An 18,573-nucleotide genomic window follows, 5' to 3' on the forward strand; every position below is an offset into this window, starting at 1 on the left:
GCGGCCACAGCCCGCAGGACATATTCCTGGCCGGGTCATTTCTCGATGAAAACGCCGGGTCAGGTCTCAGCGAAAATCAACACTCCCGCCAGTTCACCAGGGGCAGGATGGGAGCCAACGTGATGCCGACAGGGTAGCCTGCCTGCGCGACGGAGCGCAGGGCCTGCAGGCGGCGCGGCATGCGGGGCGCGCCGCCTTCATATTGTTCCGCCGCCCGTGCATTGAGCGAGAAGCGGATGCGCGTGCGGCCACCGTGCGGCAGGCCGAGCAACGGCGCCACGGCATCGAACTTGGTGGTGAAGCGGAGTTGCACGGGGGCGTTCCATGCACCGAAGTGGCGGATTGCAACCGCGAGGCTGCCGGTCAGAGGCTCAATGGCCAGCGGATCGGTGTAGCAGGAGCATTCGAAGGTGGTGCCCTCGTCCCGCCGTGCCTTCGAGCGCGAGGTGACGCTGCCCTGGCCCAGCAGGGGCGGCAGTTCAGCCAGGATCTCGGGCAGATTGGCATAGGCACGGATGATCGGCGGCCCGGCGAGCGAGCCTGCGAGATAGCAGTACTGGCAATGCGCCGGGCATCCCTCGGCCAAGTCGAACCGCCAGTCGGCCGAGGGCGGTATCGGCTGTGGCCGGCGGCGGCTGGGCGAGGCTACCACCACGGCCATGGTGGTCTTGGCGTCGCGGTAGGTTGCGGGCAGTGCGCTCAGCCTGTCGGCCGGCAGCCGGACGATCTCGGTGCCCGCCGCCGCGGCGCGCTCCACCATGGCCGCGCCATGGTCGAAGCGCAGGGCGGCCGGTGTCACCAGCAGGCGCTTGGGGGTCCAGAAGGGTGCAGCGGGCATGGCGATGATGTGGGGTCTCGCCACGATCCGCGAAGGGTGGCCGGGCGGCGATGGGCTAGGCCCAACCCGCCGTGCCGGCCATCGCCGCCGCCGCCGTCAATCTAGCGGAATGGCGGCGACCACATCAGCCCGCCATCGCGCGCCAGTCGGTCCTGCGTCCGCTGCAGGCCCAGCGGCGCCAGGTTGCGCTGCCAGATCTCGCCGTAGTTGCCCACGGCCTTGATGGCGGCCAAAGCCCAGCCATTCTCCAGCCCCAGGGCCTTGCCGAATTCGCCGCTGGTGCCGAGCAGGCGCTGCACCTCGGGGCTGGCGTCATTGTGGCGGCTTTCGGCATTGGCGGCGGTGATCCCGTGCTCCTCGGCCGCCACCAGGGCGTTGTTGGTCCAACGCACGATGTCGAACCAGCGCCAGTCGCCCTTGCGGACCAGCGGCCCCAGCGGCTCCGCGCTGATGGTTTCGGGCAGGATGACGTAATCTGCCGCCCGGTCGCCCTGAGCGGCGCGGGTGGAGGCCAAGCCGGAGCGGTCGGTGGTATAGACGTCGCAGCGGCCGGACAGGAAGGCCCCCACCACTTCCTGGAAATTCTCGATCACCACTGGGGTGAACTTCAGGTTGTTGGCGCGGAACCAGTCGGTCAGGTTCAGCTCCGTGGTGGTGCCGGGCTGCAGGCAGACCGTGGCGCCATCCAGCTCCTTGGCCGAGGAGACGCCCAGCGCCTTCTTGACCATGAAGCCCTGGCCATCATGCATCAGTACGCCGGTGAAGCTGAGGCCAATACCCACGTCGCGGCCGAAGGAGAAGGTGGTGTTGCGCGCCAGCAGGTCCACCTCGCCCGATTGCAGCGCAGTGAAGCGGTTCTGCGGCGTGGTGGGAACGAAGCGGACCTTGGTGGCGTCACCCAGCACCGCCGCGGCGACGGCGCGGCAGAAATCGGTGTCGATGCCCCGCCATTCTCCCCGGCTGTCCGCCTGGGACAGGCCGGCGACACCGGTGGAGACGCCGCAGGCCAGCACCCCCCGCTCCTTCACGGCGGCCAGGGTATCGGCAGGCGCGCCCCGCTGGGCTGCTGCCCCACCTGCGGCGCCGAGCAGTCCCAGCGCCAGCCCGGCCAGACCCCAATGCCATCCTTTTCGCAGTGCCATGGTCATCTCTCCGTCCGCATCCTCGGTGCCGGCACAACGCCTGGGGCGACGGCGCGTAACATGCCCCGAGCGGCATTCTGCCCACTGGGCAGTAGTCAACCGGCAGTCCGGCACCACATCGCAGCACCATGATCCAGCAAAGCCGCATCAAGACCATCAACCAAGCCCCTGAGGGGGAGGCGCCGGCCTATGTCCTGTACTGGATGGGGCTGTCACAGCGCGTGCGCTGCAATCCGGCACTGGAGTATGCGGTGGAGGAGGCGAATGCGCGGGGCCTGCCCGTGCTGGTCTGCTACGGCCTCGCCGAGGGCTTTCCCGAAGTGAATGCCCGCCACTGGAGCTTCCTGCTGGAAGGCATGGCGGAGATCGGGCCGGCACTGAGGCAGCGCGGCATCGGCTTCGTGGCGCGGCGTGCGCCGCCGGTGGAAACGGCCCTGCGCTATGCCGCGAAGGCGGCGTTGGTGGTCTGCGACCGCAGCGAGCTGCGCCTGGCGCGGCAGTTCCAGGCCGATTTCGCTGGCCGCGCGCCCTGCCGTGTCGTGCAGGTCGAGGGCGACGTGGTGGTGCCGGTGGAGACTGCCTCGCCCAAGCATGAGTTCGCGGCCCGCACCTTTCGCCCGAAGATCAACCGGCTGTTGCCGGACTACCTGGTGCCGCTGGAGGAGCGGGAGGTCCTGCACCGCGCGCACGGCCTGCCGGATGACAGCACGCTCGACCTCAGCGACGTGCCGCGCCTCGTGGCCAGCCTGAAGGCGGATCAGCGCGTCCGCCCCGTGCGCCGCTTTCGCGGTGGCACGGCGCAGGCTGAGGCGCGGCTGCGCGATTACCTGGAAGATGCTTTCGGCGGCTATGCCACCGGCCGTGGGCGGCCGGAAGCGGGTGCGGCCTCCCACATGAGCCCTTACCTGCACTTCGGCCAGATTTCCCCCGTGGCCCTGGCGCTGGCGGTGCGGGGCGCACCGACCGGGGATGGGGATGACCGCGCCGCCTATCTGGAAGAGCTGATCGTGCGGCGGGAACTGGCGCAGAACCATCTGCACTACGAACCACGCTACGACGAATACGCCGCCGCCGTGCCGGCCTGGGCACGCAAGACACTGGATGCGCGCCGGGACGACCCGCGCCCCTTCCTTTATTCGCCCGAGCAGTTCGAACTGGGCCTGACCCATGACCGCTACTGGAACGCGGCCATGACCGAGATGCGGGAGACCGGCTACATGCACAACCACATGCGCATGTACTGGGGCAAGAAGATCGTGGAATGGTCGGCCTCGCCAGAGGAGGCCTGGGATACGGCGCTGCGCCTCAACAACCGCTACTTCCTCGATGGCCGGGATGCGAATTCCTTCACCAACGTCGGCTGGCTGTTCGGCCTGCACGACCGGCCCTGGGGGTCGCGCCCGGTCTATGGCAGTGTCCGCTCCATGGGTCCGGCCAGCCTGAAGAAATTCGATGCCGATGGCTATGTGCAGGAAGTGGCGCGGCTGGCGGCGGCGGAGCAGGACTGAGGCTGAGGCAGCAAGCACCAGTACGCAAGGCCGCACGTCCTTGGTAGCCGGCGAAGATGGCCATGTGCGACGCAGCGGCTGGCGCAGGATGCCGATCCCCGGCCGATTCCTCTTGCGGGCCTGGGCTGCGCTGAATCCCCCGGCCTGCATATCGCCAGAGACTTTTCCACAGTTTGCGGGGACAGACCTGTGGATCAGTGGGTGGACAGCTTGTGCGCAGCAGGAAGGGGGCTGACCAGCCGCTCTTATCGGCCCGCGCGTACGGGCCATCGCTGGCGTGCCGTCCGGGAACAAAAGACAGGGAGGTATAGCGGGGCCGTCACCTTGTCGTTTCGACTGCGTTCATTGCGCATGCGAGGCCAATCTGAAGATACCACCAAGGGCCCTGGTACCCGCCGCGCGCTCCTCGCGCTCGGCCTATTGCTCTGCGTCCTCCTGTCCGTGGTAGGCACGTTTCTGTTGGGCTGGCTGGACGCATTGCGTTGATCCCCTGGCGTGGCAACTCAGGGCGCAAGGTTTGCCAAGCTCTTCCGCTGCCATAGATTGGCCCTCCTATCGGAGCAGGCTGTTGAATGGGCGAGCGTTCCTCTCTTGAACCCGGCAAGGCGACGGGCCAGCGCGACGTGGGTGCCGTGGTCCATGCCATCGGCATCCTGCGTTATCTGTCCATGGCCACCACGCCATTGGGGGTGGCCGCCATCGCGCGGGGCACGGGCATCAGCGTCAGCACCTGCTTCAACATCCTGCGGACCCTGGCCCGGGCGCGCTACGTCTCCTTCCACGAAAAGGACAAGACCTATGCGCTGGGCCTTGCCGTGGCCGAGCTGGCGGCGGGCCTGCTGGGGATGAGCCATGCGGAGCTTCTTCAGCCGGAGCTGCAGCAGCTCGCCCTGAAATACGAGATGATCATCGTGCTCTGGCGCGTGACCGAGGATGGGCACATCGTCCTGATCGACCGCGCCTATAGCCCCGCGGCGGTGCGGGTGGAGATGGCCATCGGCATCCGGCTTCCAATGCTGGTGGGCGCCGTCGGCCGCTGCGTGGCGGCGGCACTGGCGCTGAAGCAGGATGAACTTCGCCAGCGGTTCGCCGCCCTCCGCTGGCAGTCCCCGCCCAGTTTCGAAGCCTATTGGGCAGATGTGCAGGCGGCGCGGCAAAATGGATGGAGTATCGATTCCGGCCACCTTTACCGCGGCCTCACCACCATCGCAGCGCTGGTGACGGATCAGGAGGGGCGGCCGCGCTTCGGCATCAGCGGCATCACCATCACGGCGCAATATGATCCAACGGTCTCGCCGCGCCTTGGCGCCGAACTACGCGACCTGGCGGAGCTGACCGGTAAGGCGCTCTTTCCCCGCCCTTTACCAGATAGTGAATAGCATTCCCGATTTGGAATGACTCCCAGGCAGGACTTGCCGCAAAATCTTCCGATGCGGATCGCCGGCACAGGCTGACCGCGAAGGAGGACGACCATGACCCGATCAGCCCGTCGTGTCCTGTTGCAACATGGCGCTTTACTGGTGGCGGGGCTGGCGGTGCCCGGCCTTGCCCGTGCCCAGGGCCGCTGGCGGCCCAGCCAGCCTGTCCGCATCGTCGTGCCCGCTGCCGCCGGTGGCACGACGGATATCATGGGGCGCCTGCTGGCCCCCTTTCTGCAAGAGCGATGGGGTCAGCCCGTCGTGGTAGACAACCGCTCCGGCGCCGGCGGAACGCTCGGCGCGGCGGAGGTAGTCCGCGCCAAGCCAGATGGCCATACCATCCTGATTGGCAATATCGGCCCGCAGGCCATCGCTTATTCATTGTTCCGCGGCCTGTCCTACCGGCCTGACCAGCTCATCCCGGTCTCCAACATGATCCGCGGGCCGAATGCGCTGATGCTGCACCCTTCGCTGCCGGTACGCACGGTGCCGGACTTCGTGCGCTACCTGAAGGAGAATCCGGGAAAGCTGAACTACAGTACCTCCGGCCCTGGGCAGTCGCCGCATCTCTCCGGCGTCTGGTTCCATCAGCTGACCGGCACGCAGGCCACCGCGATCCATTACCGGGGTGCGGGACCGGCGATGGTGGGAATGGTGGCGGGTGACGTGCAGTTCGGCTTCGATAACCTCACCAGTTCCGTCGAGCAGATCCGCGCGGGGCAGGTGCGCGGGCTGGGCGTCACCAGTGCCGACCGAAACCCGCAGATGCCGGAGTTGCCCGCGCTGCGGGAAACCATGCCGGAGCTGGCGCAATACGATGTCAGCACCTGGTTCGGCGCCTTCCTTCCCGCCGGCACGCCAGAACCGGTGGTGCAGGCCCTGAATGCCGAGATCAAGGCACTGCTGGAACTGCCGGTGACGCAGCGGCGCTTCGCCGAAATGGGTGGCGTGCCGGCCTATGGCACACCAGCCGAATACAGCGCCTTCGTCCAGGCCGAGATCGAGAAATGGGGAGGCGTGGTGCGGAAGGAAGGGCTGCAGATGGACATCGGCTGAAGCATGCCGGGCGGCGCCGAAAGCCGCCGCCCGGTAAGCATAGTCAGGCCAGAGAGCAGCCGCCTTCCGAAAGCGGACGGAAGGCTTCGGCCGCCGGCGTGCTCCGGACGAGCTTCAGCAGGTCCCACGGATGCGTGGATTCCGCTGGAGCCTTGGCCTCGAAGAGATGCACGTCATGCAGGTGCCGCCCGTCGACGCGGATGCTGCCGGCACCGAAGGCATCGTCATCCGTGGGCATGCGGCGCATCACCTCGATCACGTCGCGGCCGGACGCCTTGGCCCGCGCGGCACCGACCTCCGCTACGGCTTTCAGGTAATGAATGACGGCCGAGTAATTGCCCGCATGTGTCTGATTTGGGTAATTGTCCGGCGTCTTCGGCAGCACGCGCTTCGTGAAGGCACGGGTTCGATCGTTGAGGTCCCAGTAGAAGCTCTCGGTCAGCAGCAGACCCTTCGTCGTCTCCAGCCCCAGGGACTTCACGTCGTTGATGAAGGCGATGGTTCCCAGCAGCTTCTGGCCGCGTGCCATCAGGCCGAATTCATGCGCCTGCTTCACGCAGTTGATGAAATCCGCCCCGGCATTGGCGAAGGCGACGACCTTGGCCCGGCTGCGCTGCGCCTGCACCAGCATGGAAGAGAAATCCGTCGTGCTAGGAAAGGGATGGCGAAGCGCGCCGACCACCTTGCCGCCGCCGGCCTCGACGAACTTCGTGACGTCGCGCTCCATCTGGTGGCCGAAGGCCATGTCGGCGGCGATGATGAAGAAGGTATCCGCCCCTGCCTGCACCGTAGCCACGCCGGAAGAGCGGGCGAGCATATAGGTATCGTAGGTCCATTGGATGGTATTGGGGCTGCAGGCCTTGGCTGTCAGTTCGGAGGTGGCGGCGCCGGTATTGAGATGGATCTTGTCCTTCTCCCGCACCAGCGCATTCAGCGCGAGGGCGATGGAGGAATTATTCACCTCCAGCACCACGTCGACCCCGCCGCGGTCGAACCACTCGCGCGCCGTGGCCAGTCCTACATCAGCCTTCTGCTGATGGTCGGCCTGCAGCACCTCCACGGTGATGCCTTTCTGGCGGATGCCCGAATCTTCCACCGCCTGCTGCACGCAGGCAACCGCTGTGGGGCCGGAGAGATGCCGGTAGGGTCCGGAGAAATCCCCGAGCACCGCGAGGCGGATAGGCTGGGCCTGGGCCTTTGCCAGACGGGAGCCGAGCGGTGCCAGGGCGGCGCCGGCCAGAAGCACTCTGCGTCCGAACATTCCTCTCTTTCCCCCTAAATTTTGTTCTGTGTGGAAGCTCCCGTGCCATGCATCTCCTGCCAGGAGGCGAGGCTAAACCGGGTCCCAGGAAAACACGTCCGGGCTGCGGTCCAGTGGCAGGAACTGCGCACGCAAGGCCGGCATAGCGTGCTCGGCAATCAGTTCCGGAGTCCAGCCCTCGCCGCGGTGCGTGCTGCGGAGCGGGCGGGGCTGGCTGAACAGGAAGATCTCGTTGTTGCGCGCGGCGAAAACCTGGCCATTCACATCCTTCGCGGCATCGCTGGCCAGGAAGACGGCCAGGGGCGCGTTCTTCTCCGGCGTCATCTGCTTCAGCTTCTCCACCCGCGCCTTCTGCTCCGGTGTCTCCGCCGGGATGGAACTGGTCATGCGGCTCCAGGCGAAGGGTGCGATGCAGTTGGAGCGTACGCCGAAGCGGTGCATGTCCAACGCGATGGATTTAGACAGAGCCGTGATGCCGAGCTTCGCCGCCGAGTAGTTCGCCTGCCCCACATTGCCGACCAGACCTGAAGTGGAGGTCATGTGTACATAGGCGCCGGAGCCTTGCGCCCGGAAGTGCCCCGCCGCCGCGCGCGAGATATAGAAGCTGCCGTTCAGATGCACATCGATGACGGCGCGCCATTCCTCGGGCGTCATCTTGTGGAAGATCTGGTCCCGCAGGATACCGGCATTGTTGACCACGATATCGATCCGGCCGAAGGCATCGATGGCGCTGGCGACAATACGCTGCGCGCTCTCCCAATCGGCGACACTGTCGGTATTGGTGACGGCCTGGCCGCCGCGCTGCTCAATGATGGCCTTGGTCTGCTCGCCGGGCGTGGCGGAGGTTTCGCCAATACCGGTGAGCGAAGCGCCAATGTCATTGACCACGACCCTCGCGCCGGCCAGTGCCATAGCCAACGCGATTTCCCGGCCGATCCCGCCACCCGCGCCGGTGACGACCGCGACCTTTCCTTCCAACATGGACATGATGTCGGTCAATCCTCAAGCGGGGTGAACATGGGAATGGGCTGGCCTGCTTCGCTGTCCACGAAGGTCAGGCGCACAGGCTGGCCCACTTGCAGCGCCGCCATGTCGCAATGGACAATATTGGTCATGATGCGCGGCCCCTCGGCCAGTTCCACGTAGGCGATCACGTAGGGTGTCTTGGCCCGCATGATGCTGAAGGTGTAGATCGTGCCCTTGCCGCTGGCGGGGACATATTCCACCTCCCCCTCGTCATCGAAGGGGCAGACGGGGCGGGGCGGGTAGTGCACGCGGCCTGTGCGGATGTTGCGGCCGATCAGGAGTGTTCCTTCCCGTGCCGCGTCCCAGAAGGCGCGGGTCGAGGGGTCCGGCACGGGCGAGGGCGGCACGCGCTGCGCGGTTTGTTCGCTCATGGCTTCATTCCCTCTCCAGGACCAGCGTGCCGCTGCCATGGCGGGTGCCGAGCGAGCCGCCCGTGCCATGCGCCAGCGCAAGGTCGCAATTCTTCACCTGCACCGCCGGGTGCGCTTCACCGCGCAATTGCCGCACCGCCTCGATCACCTTGGTGATGCCGCCGCGATTGGCCGGATGGTTGTTGCAGAGCCCGCCGCCATCCGTATTGAAAGGCAGCCGACCGACGCCGCTGATCAGGTTGCCATCAGCCACGAAGCGGCCACCCCGGCCCTTCTCGCAGAAGCCGAGGTCCTCCAGTTGCAGCAGCACGGTGATGGTGAAGCTGTCATAGATGCTGGCGTATTTGATATCCGCCGGCGTCACGCCAGCTTCCTCGAAGGCGCGGGCGCCGGAGAAGCGGGCACCAGTATAGGTCAGGTCCAGCTCGCCGCCCATCTGGTGCTTCACCGCCTCGCCAGCGCCGCGCACCGTCACCACCGGCCGCTTCAGGCTACGCGCAATCTCTGGCCGAGCTACCACCAGCGCGCCGCCGCCATCGCTGATGACGCAGCAATCCAGCCGGTGCAGCGGGTCGGCCACAAGCGGGGAGTTCACCACTTCCTCCACTGTCACCACCTTGCGCAACATGGCGTGCTTGTTGTGCTGGGCATGATGGCTGGCCGCCACCTTGATCCAGGCCAATTGCTCGCTGGTAGTGCCGAACTCATGCATGTGGCGCTTGGCGCACATCGCATACATGTTGGCGATGGCGGCGCCGTAAGGATATTCGAACTGCACATCCGGCTGCGCGGGGTTGCCGGCACGAGGTGCCGTGCCGGTGGCCACACCTTCGGAACGTGGCCGCCCGGCGAGGGTGATCAGCGCGACATTACAGCGGCCCAGCGCGATGGCCTGCGCCGCGTGACTGACATGCAGCAGGTAGGAACTGCCGCCGACATCGGTGGAATCAACATGCCGCAGCCCATTGAGCCCGATGTAGTCGGCCATGCTGAGCGGCCCCATGCCGGGCGCATCGCCAGCGCAGAAATAACCGTCCACATCGGCGCGCGTCAGCCCGGCATCGCGCAGCGCACCGAGCGCCACCTCTGCATGCAATTGCGCCGTGCTCTTGTCCTCGGCTTTGCGTGTCGGATGCTCATAGGCACCGACGATGCAGGCCTTACCCCGGATGCTCAATGCTTCACTCCCTGCTATTCCACCGTCATGTGGCTGGACTGCGCCACTTCCGCCCAGCGGGCGATCTCTGTTGCGATGAAGGCGGCAAAGGCGGCTGGCGTGGTGCCGCCCTCGGCGGTCAAGCGTGGCGGATCGGCGGCGAAGTCCCGCATCCGCGCATTCCACTCTGGCTCGCGCACGATGGCGTCGATGGCTTCACCCATGCGGGCGACCACCGCCTCCGGCGTGCGGGCGGGCGCCTGTACGCCGAACCAGGAAGTGGCATCGAAGCCCGCGACGCCGGCCTCGCGCAGCGTCGGCACATCCGGTAGCACGGTGGAGCGTTCGGCGCTCGTCACCGCCAGTGCACGCATCTGGCCGTCGCGGATGAAGTTCAGCGCGGTAGGGATGTTGTCACAGCCAAGCTGCACACGCCCTGCCACCACCTCCGTCAGCATCGGACCGGAACCGCGATAGGGGACATGCTGCAACTGCGTCTTGGTCAGCGACTGGAAGAGTTCCATGCAGGCATGCGTGCTGCTGCCGATGCCTGCCGTGCCGTAGTTGAGGTTGCCGGGCGCCGCCCTGGCGCGCGAAAGCAGGCCAGCGATATCGGTGATGCCGCTGTTATTCGCTGCCAGCACGACATTGGCCACCCTGGTCACCAGCCCCACAGGCGCCAGGTCCTGCGGCCTGAAGGGCATCCGAGTACCATAGACAGCGTAGTTGATGGCCGCCGTGCCGACCGAGGCCATGAGGAAGGTATAACCATCCGGCTCGGCCTTCGCGACCGCCTCGGCACCGATGTTGCCGCCGGCGCCGGAGCGGTTCTCCACCACCACCGTCTGCCCCAGCCGGGAGGACAACTTTTCCGCCAGCAGTCGGCCGATCAGATCCGTCGTGCCGCCGGGTGGGAAGGGGATGACGAGCTTGACGCTGCGTCGCGGCCACGCCGCCCCCTGCGCCCGTGCCAGCATGGGTAGTGAAAGCCCCATGGCCGCTGCGCCAAGCAGGCCACGGCGTGTCGTCATCACTCTCATCCTGTGACCTCCTGGCGGTGCGGCCTTGTACCTGGCGGCTTCCGCGTTGCTGTCAGCCTGGCAACTCCAGCACGTTCTTCGCGAGGATGCCGCGCTGGATTTCCGAGCTGCCGCCGTAGATCGTGGTGGGCCTTGCCTCGATGAACTGGCCGGCCGGGTGCAGGTCGCCATTGCCGCCCATGGGCTCCAGCAGTCCGGCATTCTCGCCAGCGATCTCCAGCATCAGCTCAGTGATGCGCTGGAACAATTCGGCCTGGTGCAGCTTCAGCATGGAAACATCGGGGCCGAGCGTCTCCCCCCGCCGCAGCATGGCGACAAAGGTTTCGTACAGAGCCTTGTGGTCTTCCAGGTCCAGACGCAGCCGGGTGTAGCGGTCCTGGAAATCAGCATCCTCGAAGACGCCCATCCGCTCCGCCAACAGCTTCAGCCGCGCCAGCGCATATCCGGATTGCCGTGGCGAGCCGAGGAAGATGCGTTCGAAGCCCAGCAGCGCCTTCGCCATGCTCCAGCCCTTGTTAGGCTCGCCCACAAGGTTCTCGCGCGGTACGCGGACGTTGTCGAAGAAGACCTCGCAGAACTCGTCATGTAGGGCGAGGTTGATGATCGGTCGCACGATCACGCCGGGGCTTTTCATGTCGATCAGCAGAAAGCTGATACCTTCCTGCTTCTTCGCCGTCTTGTCGGTCCGGACCAGGCAGAAGATCCAGTTGGCGTCCGTGGCGAGGGTGGTCCAGATCTTCTGGCCATTGACGACGTAGTGATCGCCTTTCAGCACGGCCTCGGTGCGGAGAGAGGCGAGGTCGGAGCCCGCGTTGGGCTCGGAATAGCCCTGGCACCAGATATCCTCGCCCGCCAGAATCCTGGGCAGGAAACGCTGCCGCTGCGCCTCGGTGCCGAAGCGGATCAACAATGGCCCCAGCATGACGATGCCGTGGTCTGGCAGGCGCGCCACGCCATGGCGCTCGTATTCCTCGATCAGGATGATCTGCTGGGAGGCATTGAGCCCCAGGCCACCGTATTCGCGCGGCCATCCCGGCGCCACCCAGCCCTTGGCGCGCAGCGCCTTGAACCAGGCCCGGCCCTGTTCCCAGTGCAGCCGGTGACGTGGGTGGCGCAGTTCGGGCGGGTATTCCTGCTCGATGAAGCGGCGCACCTCGGCGCGGAAGTCCTCGTCGCTCAATGTGCTCAGGTCGGTCATGCCTCGTCCTCCCGGGCATCGGCGGCAAAGCGGCGGCGATGGAAGGCGGCAGAGCCGAAGGCGTTGGCCAGCACCATGGCCTTGCGCAGGTAGAGGCCGATATCCGCCTCGTCCGTGTAGCCGATGCCGCCATGGAACTGGATGGCCTGCCGGGTCACCAGCAAGGCGGCATCGGCGGCACGGGCCTTGGCACGAGAAACGGCGGCGCGCCGGGCGGCGGGTGGTGCATCTCCCCGGTCGATCAGGGCTGCCACTGAATCGATGCTGGCCCGGGTCAGCGCCACCTGAATCTTGAGATCGGCCGCGCGGTGCTGCAATGCCTGGAAGCTGCCGATCGGCCTGCCGAACTGCTGGCGCGTGCGGAGATAATCCAGCGTCAGCGCGAAGGCCTGATCCATGACCCCGAGCAGATAGGCCGCCGTGGCCAGGGCGGCTTCATCCAGCGCATCCTGCAAGGCGGGACCGATATCGGCCACGATCACCTTGCCCTCGCCGGGCTGCAACGTGCCGAGGAAGCCGCCATCCTGGGCCCGTTCCAGCGTTAGTCCCGCGCCGCCCTGCTGCAGCCGCAAAGCCATCCGGCCATCCTGCGCCACCGGCACCAGGAAGCCCGTGGCGCCGCCGGCGGCGGGGATGAAGAGGCGCGGCGCCCCGGCATGCCCCGGCGCCTCCAACGTGGCCGGGGCCTCCTGCCAAGCGGTGAGCAGCAGGGTCTCGCCAGAGAGCATCTGTTGCAGCGGTTCCTCCGCCTCCGCGGCGGTCAGGAGGACGGCGGAAAGTGCAGCCGGGATCAGCGGTTCAGGCACCAGCGCCGCGCCGAGTTCTTCGGTCAGGGCACAGAGTTCACGCAGGCCGAGCCCGGCGCCACCCAGCGCTTCCGGCACCCGAAGGCCGATCCAGCCTTGCTCGCCCATCTGCCGCAGCATGGCAGGGTCGTATCCCGGTTCCCGGAAGCGCAGCTCGCGTATCCGGCGGCGGTCTCCACCGCGCGGCGCGATGCCGGCCGCGCTGTCGCGGATCATGCGGATGGACTCCGCGCGGTCCTCCTCCATCGCGGCGCTCATGCGAAGGCCGCCGCGCCGTTGTTCACCACCACCACGTCACGCTCCACCACGCGGGCGCGGAAGGCGCCGTTGCGCCAGATCTCGGTGCGGATGGTCTCGCCCGGATAAACCGGCGCGGAGAAGCGGAGGGAGAGACTTTTCATGGATGGCGCCTCATAATTCCCGAGAGCCCGCAACAGGGCATGCGCCACCACGCCCAGGGTGCAGAGACCATGCAGGATCGGGCGCGGAAAGCCTGCCCGTGTCGCGATGGCGGGGGCGGCGTGCAGCGGATTGTCGTCGCCGTTCAGGCGGTAATACAGCGCCTGTTCGGGCCGGGTAGGCAGGTCCAGGACGATTTCCGGCGGCGCCTCAGGCATCGCGTTGGGGGGCTTCACCGGGCCTGAGGGGCCGCCGAAGCCGCCATCCCCGCGCAGGAAGGTCGTGCTGCCGGTGACCGCCAGAAGGGTGCCCTTCGCGTCCCGCAGCTCCTTCTCGGAATAAAGCAGGGCACCCTTGCCTTCACCCTTATCCACCAGGCCGGTGACACGGGTCCGGGCGATGATCTCGCCTTCGACCGGCAAGGGCTGATGCAGCGTCAGCGACTGTTCCCCATGCACGATCCGCACGGCATCGACGCCCGTGGCTGGATTGCCCAGCCAGAAGCCTGGATGCCCCAGCACCACCGCCATGGAGGGCAGGGCTCGCAACTGGCGATGACTATCGACGAAATCGAGTTGCCGCTCGTCCAGCGGGTCCTGACCAAGCCCGACCGAGAGGGCATAGAAGACGGCATCACGGGGTGTGATGCGTTGCCGTACCTCGGGGATCGGGAAATGCCGCAACGTGTCGTAGTCGATCACGCCGCGCCCTCCGTGATGTCGATCACGGCATCCGCCACGAAGGCGCCCTGGCCCTCCGGCATCGCGAAGACCGGGTTCAGGTCGATGCCCGCCAGTTGCGGACCAGCCTGCACCGCGAAGACCGAAAGCCGCGACAGCATGCGAGCAAGGGCGGGGATATCTGCCGGCAGTCGCCCGCGCGCACCCAACAGCACCGGTGCGCCGCGGATTGAGCGGATCATCGCCTCCGCCGCATCCTCGCCGAAGGGGCAGCGGCGGAATGCGACATCCTTCAGGATCTCGACGAAAATGCCGCCCAGCCCGAACATGGCAACCGGCCCGAACACCGGGTCGCGATGCACGCCCAGGATGCACTCCACGCCGCCGGCGAGTTGCCTGGCGACGAGCACGCCCTCGATCCGCGCCCCAGGCACCGACGAGGCCGCCCGCTGTTGCAGCAGCGCGAAGCCTTCCCGCACGGACACAGCATCCATCTGGTTCAGCAGCACGCCGCCGATTTCGGATTTGTGCAGGATATCTGCCGAAAGGATCTTGAGGACCACCGGATAGCCCAGCGCCTCTGCGGCGGCCACCGCTTCATCGGCACTGGCGCAGGCTCTCTCCGGCGCGGCTTCGATCCCCGCTTCGGATAGGATGCGCTTGGCCTCCGCCTCGCTCGGTGTCCGCGCAGGCAGCGTCACGGGCGGCAGGATCGGTGGGGGCGCGGGCGGTGCGGCCGCGAAGGCATCGCCAAACCGCCCCATGGCCTGGATCGCCACTACGGCGCGCGAAGGATCGGGAAAAACCGCGAAGCCATCGGCCTCGAAGTCCCGCACTAGCGGTGGATCGGCCAGCACCGAAAGCACGAAGAGCCGGTCGGGGAAGGCAGCGCGCATGGCACGCAGCTCCCCCCGCAGGCGCGGCACGATGGATGGAGCACCGCCGGCATGGGTGAAGAAGCAGAGAATGGAGCCGTATCCCCCATCCTTGACCAAAGCATCGGCGAAGCGCCCGACCAGCGAGACGTCGTTCAACACCTGTGCCGTGCAATCCACCGGGTTCTGTGGCGCGCAGAAGGGCAGGACCTCACGCAGCGCCTGCTGCGCCGATTCCGGCATCGGCGGCATGGGCAGGCCGGCGGCCTGCGCGGCATCCGAGATCAGCACGCCCGCGCCACCGCTGACCGTTAACACGCCTAGCGTGTTGCCGACGGGGTAGATGCGCCGCGTCGCCAGCCGCGCGATATCGAGCAACTCTTCCGTCGTGCGGGCACGCACCACGCCGAATTCGGCCAGCACGGCGTCCGTGACAGCGTCATCGCCGGCGATGGAGGCGGTGTGCGACCGCGCGGCGGCGCTGCCGACCTCGCTGCGGCCGACCTTCATCATGACAACCGGCTTGCGGTTCCGCCGTGCCAGATCCAGCGCCGCCAGGAAGCTGGGGGCGTCGCGAATCCCCTCGGAATAGGCGGCGATGACTTCCGTGGCGGGGTCCTGTGCCATCCAGCCGATCAGGTCGCCGACATTCACATCCGCTTCGTTGCCGGTGGTGACGCAGCAGGAAAGGCCCATGCCTTCATCGCGGGCCATGCTGAAGAGGTGCATGCCATAGGCGCCTGACTGGCTGGCGATGCCGATCGGGCCGACCACCGGATAGCCACGTTCCAGCGAGGAACTGAAGGTGCCGTAGAAGCCCTGTGCTGCATTGAACAGGCCAAGGCTGTTCGGCCCCAGCAGGCGCATTCCGTGCTGGCGGGCCTTTGCCAGCAGCCGCGCCTGGGCTGCGGCGCCGTCCTCCCCGGTCTCGGCGAAGCCCGCGCTGAAGACAATGGCTGCCCGGGTGCCACGTTCCGCAAGTGCTGCGATGGCTGTTTCCGCCGCCTCGGCAGGAACGGCGATGATGGCAGCATCAGGCACCATGGGCAGGGCGGCCACGGATGGATAGGCGGCAAGACCCTGAACCGTCTCCCGGTTGGGATTCACCGGCAGGATGGTGCCGGCATAGCCACGTTCGAGCATGGCGGCGATCGGGCGTCCGCCGATCCGGGTCGCATCCCCCGAAGCACCGATGATGGCGACCGACCGCGGTGCGAAGAGCGCCGAAAGCGCGTCCATGGACTGAGGTGGCGCGGCAGCAGCCTGGGGCAATGCGTCCATTCCTGTCCTGGGACAGCCGCACGCCAGGTGGCGCCATCGGCTGTCCTCCTCCCTTGGGTATCGCCTTTGCGGCTTGCAGGAAGGCTAATCGGCTCCGGCAAGCCTTTCAACAACGGAAATGGCGTTCCATATATAAAAAGGTAATGAGCTCTCAGGTCAGGCAGGGCGCTTGAGGCTATCGAGCATCGCATGGAGCAGGCGCCGAATAGCGCTACTCCATGCCACCCAGCGAAGTAATGCGTGTCATGGCCGCCTTGCGTGCTGAATCGGCGTGGCCGTCCGCCCCGCCCCAGTCACCAGAACAGGGAAGGTGGTGTCCTGCTGTGGGTGTTCATGGCATCACAACCACATGACGCACCACTTCGCCGCGATCTAGGCGATCAAAGGCCGCATTGATGCCTTCCAGTGGCCCAGTCGAGGATAGCAACTTGTCTACAGGCAGCTTTCCGCTGCGGAACAGCGAGATGTAGCGTGGGATATCCCGTGACGGTACGCAACTGCCCATGTAGCTGCCGCGGATGACACGCTCCTCGGCCACGAGAGGCACCGGAGGAATATGGAAGACGCTGTTGGGGCTTGCCAACCCCGCCGTGGCGGTGGTGCCGCCACGGCGCGTGAGGCGGAAGGCCAGTTCAAAGGCCGCCGCAGCGCCCGCCATCTCGACCGCATGATCAACACCCCCGTCCGTCAGTTCACGCACGGATTCCTGGATATCAGGATCATCCGCCAGGAAAGCATGCGTGGCGCCGAGGTCGCGCGCGATTCTGAGCTTCTCGGCAGAGAGGTCGATGGCGATGACCTGGCCTGCTCCAGCCGCAACCGCGCCCAGAACCGATGAAAGGCCGACGCCACCGAGGCCAACCACCGCCACGCTCTGCCCCAGCCGAACGCCGCAGGTATTCAACACGGTGCCGACGCCGGTCATCACGGCGCAGCCGAACAGCGCCGCCTGAACCAAGGGGATCTCTTGATCGATCTTCACGATCGAACGGCGGTGGATCACCGAATACTCAGAGAAGGCGGATACACCGCTGTGGTGATTGACCTCTGCACCGTCGCAGACGATGCGGCGCTTGCCGGAGAGCAGGGTGCCGGCCGCATTGGCGGCGTGTCCCGGCTGGCAGAGGGAGGCCCGGCCATCGGAGCAGGAAGGACAGTGGCCGCAGACCGGCAGGAAGGACATCACGACATGGTCGCCTGCGGCGAGGTCCGTCACCCCCGAACCCGTCTCCACCACCACGCCTGAAGCCTCGTGGCCCAGAGCGACAGGCAGGGGGCGGGGCCGGTCGCCATTGATGCCGGACAGGTCCGAATGGCAGAGGCCGGCCGCGGCGATCTTGACGAGAACTTCCTCCGGCCCTGGCGGCCGCAGCTCCACCTCCTCAATGCTCAGCGGCTGACTTTGCGCGTAGGGGCGGGAAAGGCCAGACTGGCGCAGGATGGCGGCACGTGTCTTCATGATTCAGACGGTCCTTCCGCCATCGACCTCAAGCACCACGCCGGTGACGAAATTGGCCTCGTCCGATGCCAGGTAAAGGCAGGCACCCGCGATGTCTTCTGGCGTGGACAACCTGCCGAGCGGAATGGTGGCCAGGAACTTCGCGCGATTCTCCGGCGTGTCGGGCATGCCCATGAAGGATTCCAGCATGCCGGTCACGCCCATCACCGGCGCGACGCAGTTGACGCGGATCTTGTCCGGCGCCAGCTCCACCGCCATGGAACGGGAGAGCAGGTTCACCGCGCCTTTCGTGCCGTTGTACCAGGTCAGCCCCGGCCGGGGACGGATGCCGGCGGTGGAACCGATATTGATCATGACGCCGCCGCCCTGTTGCCGCATGCGCGGCACCGCCGCCCGGGCCATGTGGAACAGGGATTTGACGTTGATGGCATAGACGCGATCGAATTCTTCCTCTGTTACGTCCAGCAGCGGCTTGTTGCGATGCGTCCAGCCGGCATTGTTGACGACGATGTCCAGCCGTCCGCCATGTGCGGCGGCCCTGGCCACCGCAGCCTCGGTATCGGCATGGGAGGTGACGTCACCCTGGAAAGCGGTGGCATTGGGGCCGATGGACTTAGCCACTTCCTCCGCGCCAGGGCCGTTCAGGTCCATGATGGTGACCTTGGCTCCCTGCTCGGCAAAGAGGCGGGCAATGCCGGTCCCGAAGCCAGAGGCGCCGCCGGTGACGAGCGCGGACTTGCCTGCAAGACGCATGCTGTGTTCCTCCATTTCTGATGATCTACCCTGGACGTGGACGGTTTTGCCGCCTCTTGGGATGATGGTCTTCGCTGCCGCCGATGCCTAGAGCATCTTGATTGCCTTGTGAGGGCGTTTCACGTTTGAGCCGTGTGGAGGTGTGCCACTCACCTCGTGAGTTGACGACCTGATACGCGCATGAAAGACTGCCAGGAAAATGACAGAAGTGTCACAGGGAGGATAACATGCGCTCCGAGATTCCCCGGATTCCGCTGGTTCTGCCTTGCCTTTCTCTAGGGCATCCTGCGTGAACAGGATGCCTTC

Annotated in this window: 16 protein-coding genes; 3 read left to right on the plus strand and 13 right to left on the minus strand. The window is 66.5% G+C overall.

Annotated elements, in window-relative coordinates:
* Window positions 1-76 precede the first annotated feature (76 nt).
* A complete protein-coding gene (locus EBE87_RS09980; protein ID WP_147425942.1) occupies window positions 77-862 on the minus strand; it encodes an SPL family radical SAM protein in 786 nt (261 codons plus the stop codon).
* A 77-nt stretch (window positions 863-939) separates the two neighbouring features.
* The gene (locus EBE87_RS09985) at window positions 940-1,980 is read right to left on the minus strand and encodes an amino acid ABC transporter substrate-binding protein (RefSeq protein ID WP_120636805.1); all 1,041 of its coding nucleotides are present in this window, start codon (window positions 1,978-1,980) and stop codon (window positions 940-942) included.
* A 128-nt stretch (window positions 1,981-2,108) separates the two neighbouring features.
* On the opposite strand from EBE87_RS09985, the gene EBE87_RS09990 reads away from it, so the two are divergent.
* The 3 genes from EBE87_RS09990 to EBE87_RS10000 all read left to right on the plus strand — a co-directional run bounded on the left by EBE87_RS09990 (window position 2,109) and on the right by EBE87_RS10000 (window position 5,962).
* Window positions 2,109-3,488, plus strand: a complete 1,380-nt coding sequence (locus EBE87_RS09990; RefSeq protein WP_120636753.1) for a deoxyribodipyrimidine photo-lyase — start codon at window positions 2,109-2,111, stop codon at window positions 3,486-3,488.
* Between the two features lie 572 nt (window positions 3,489-4,060).
* Entirely contained in the window at window positions 4,061-4,867 is an 807-nt protein-coding gene (locus EBE87_RS09995; protein ID WP_120636754.1) for an IclR family transcriptional regulator, read from the plus strand.
* A 93-nt stretch (window positions 4,868-4,960) separates the two neighbouring features.
* Window positions 4,961-5,962 (plus strand): Bug family tripartite tricarboxylate transporter substrate binding protein, encoded by a 1,002-nt coding sequence (locus tag EBE87_RS10000; protein WP_120636755.1) that lies wholly within the window; start codon window positions 4,961-4,963, stop codon window positions 5,960-5,962.
* A gap of 43 nt (window positions 5,963-6,005) precedes the next feature.
* Here the strand turns inward: EBE87_RS10000 and EBE87_RS10005 are convergent, their stop codons facing one another.
* The 11 genes from EBE87_RS10005 to EBE87_RS10055 form a co-directional block, all read right to left on the minus strand.
* On the minus strand, window positions 6,006-7,223 hold the full coding sequence (locus EBE87_RS10005; RefSeq protein ID WP_120636756.1) for an ABC transporter substrate-binding protein: 1,218 nt from the start codon (window positions 7,221-7,223) through the stop codon (window positions 6,006-6,008).
* A 72-nt stretch (window positions 7,224-7,295) separates the two neighbouring features.
* On the minus strand, window positions 7,296-8,210 hold the full coding sequence (locus tag EBE87_RS10010) for an SDR family NAD(P)-dependent oxidoreductase (RefSeq protein WP_367604569.1): 915 nt from the start codon (window positions 8,208-8,210) through the stop codon (window positions 7,296-7,298).
* Between the two features lie 8 nt (window positions 8,211-8,218).
* Window positions 8,219-8,620, minus strand: a complete 402-nt coding sequence (locus EBE87_RS10015; RefSeq protein ID WP_120636758.1) for a Zn-ribbon domain-containing OB-fold protein — start codon at window positions 8,618-8,620, stop codon at window positions 8,219-8,221.
* 4 nt (window positions 8,621-8,624) lie between these two features.
* Window positions 8,625-9,797, minus strand: coding sequence for a thiolase domain-containing protein (locus EBE87_RS10020; RefSeq protein WP_120636759.1), 1,173 nt, complete (start codon window positions 9,795-9,797; stop codon window positions 8,625-8,627).
* Window positions 9,798-9,811: 14 nt separating this feature from the next.
* Window positions 9,812-10,807, minus strand: a complete 996-nt coding sequence (locus EBE87_RS10025; protein WP_233553035.1) for a Bug family tripartite tricarboxylate transporter substrate binding protein — start codon at window positions 10,805-10,807, stop codon at window positions 9,812-9,814.
* Between the two features lie 61 nt (window positions 10,808-10,868).
* Window positions 10,869-12,014: an acyl-CoA dehydrogenase family protein gene (locus EBE87_RS10030; RefSeq protein WP_120636761.1), complete on the minus strand. Its 1,146-nt coding sequence runs from the start codon at window positions 12,012-12,014 to the stop codon at window positions 10,869-10,871.
* Window positions 12,011-13,078: an acyl-CoA dehydrogenase family protein gene (locus EBE87_RS10035; RefSeq protein ID WP_120636762.1), complete on the minus strand. Its 1,068-nt coding sequence runs from the start codon at window positions 13,076-13,078 to the stop codon at window positions 12,011-12,013. The genes EBE87_RS10030 and EBE87_RS10035 overlap by 4 nt, the downstream gene beginning before the upstream one ends.
* On the minus strand, window positions 13,075-13,920 hold the full coding sequence (locus EBE87_RS10040) for a MaoC/PaaZ C-terminal domain-containing protein (protein ID WP_120636763.1): 846 nt from the start codon (window positions 13,918-13,920) through the stop codon (window positions 13,075-13,077). Before EBE87_RS10040 ends, EBE87_RS10035 begins: the two co-directional genes overlap by 4 nt.
* Window positions 13,917-16,055: an acetate--CoA ligase family protein gene (locus EBE87_RS10045; RefSeq protein WP_120636764.1), complete on the minus strand. Its 2,139-nt coding sequence runs from the start codon at window positions 16,053-16,055 to the stop codon at window positions 13,917-13,919. The genes EBE87_RS10040 and EBE87_RS10045 overlap by 4 nt, the downstream gene beginning before the upstream one ends.
* A 331-nt stretch (window positions 16,056-16,386) precedes the next feature.
* Window positions 16,387-17,433, minus strand: coding sequence for a zinc-dependent alcohol dehydrogenase family protein (locus tag EBE87_RS10050; RefSeq protein ID WP_233560076.1), 1,047 nt, complete (start codon window positions 17,431-17,433; stop codon window positions 16,387-16,389).
* Window positions 17,434-17,517: 84 nt separating this feature from the next.
* A complete protein-coding gene (locus EBE87_RS10055; RefSeq protein ID WP_120636766.1) occupies window positions 17,518-18,267 on the minus strand; it encodes an SDR family oxidoreductase in 750 nt (249 codons plus the stop codon).
* Between the last annotated feature and the right edge of the window lie 306 nt (window positions 18,268-18,573).

The sequence above is a fragment of the Teichococcus wenyumeiae genome (assembly GCF_003696345.1).
In the GTDB taxonomy this organism is placed as follows: domain Bacteria; phylum Pseudomonadota; class Alphaproteobacteria; order Acetobacterales; family Acetobacteraceae; genus Pseudoroseomonas; species Pseudoroseomonas wenyumeiae.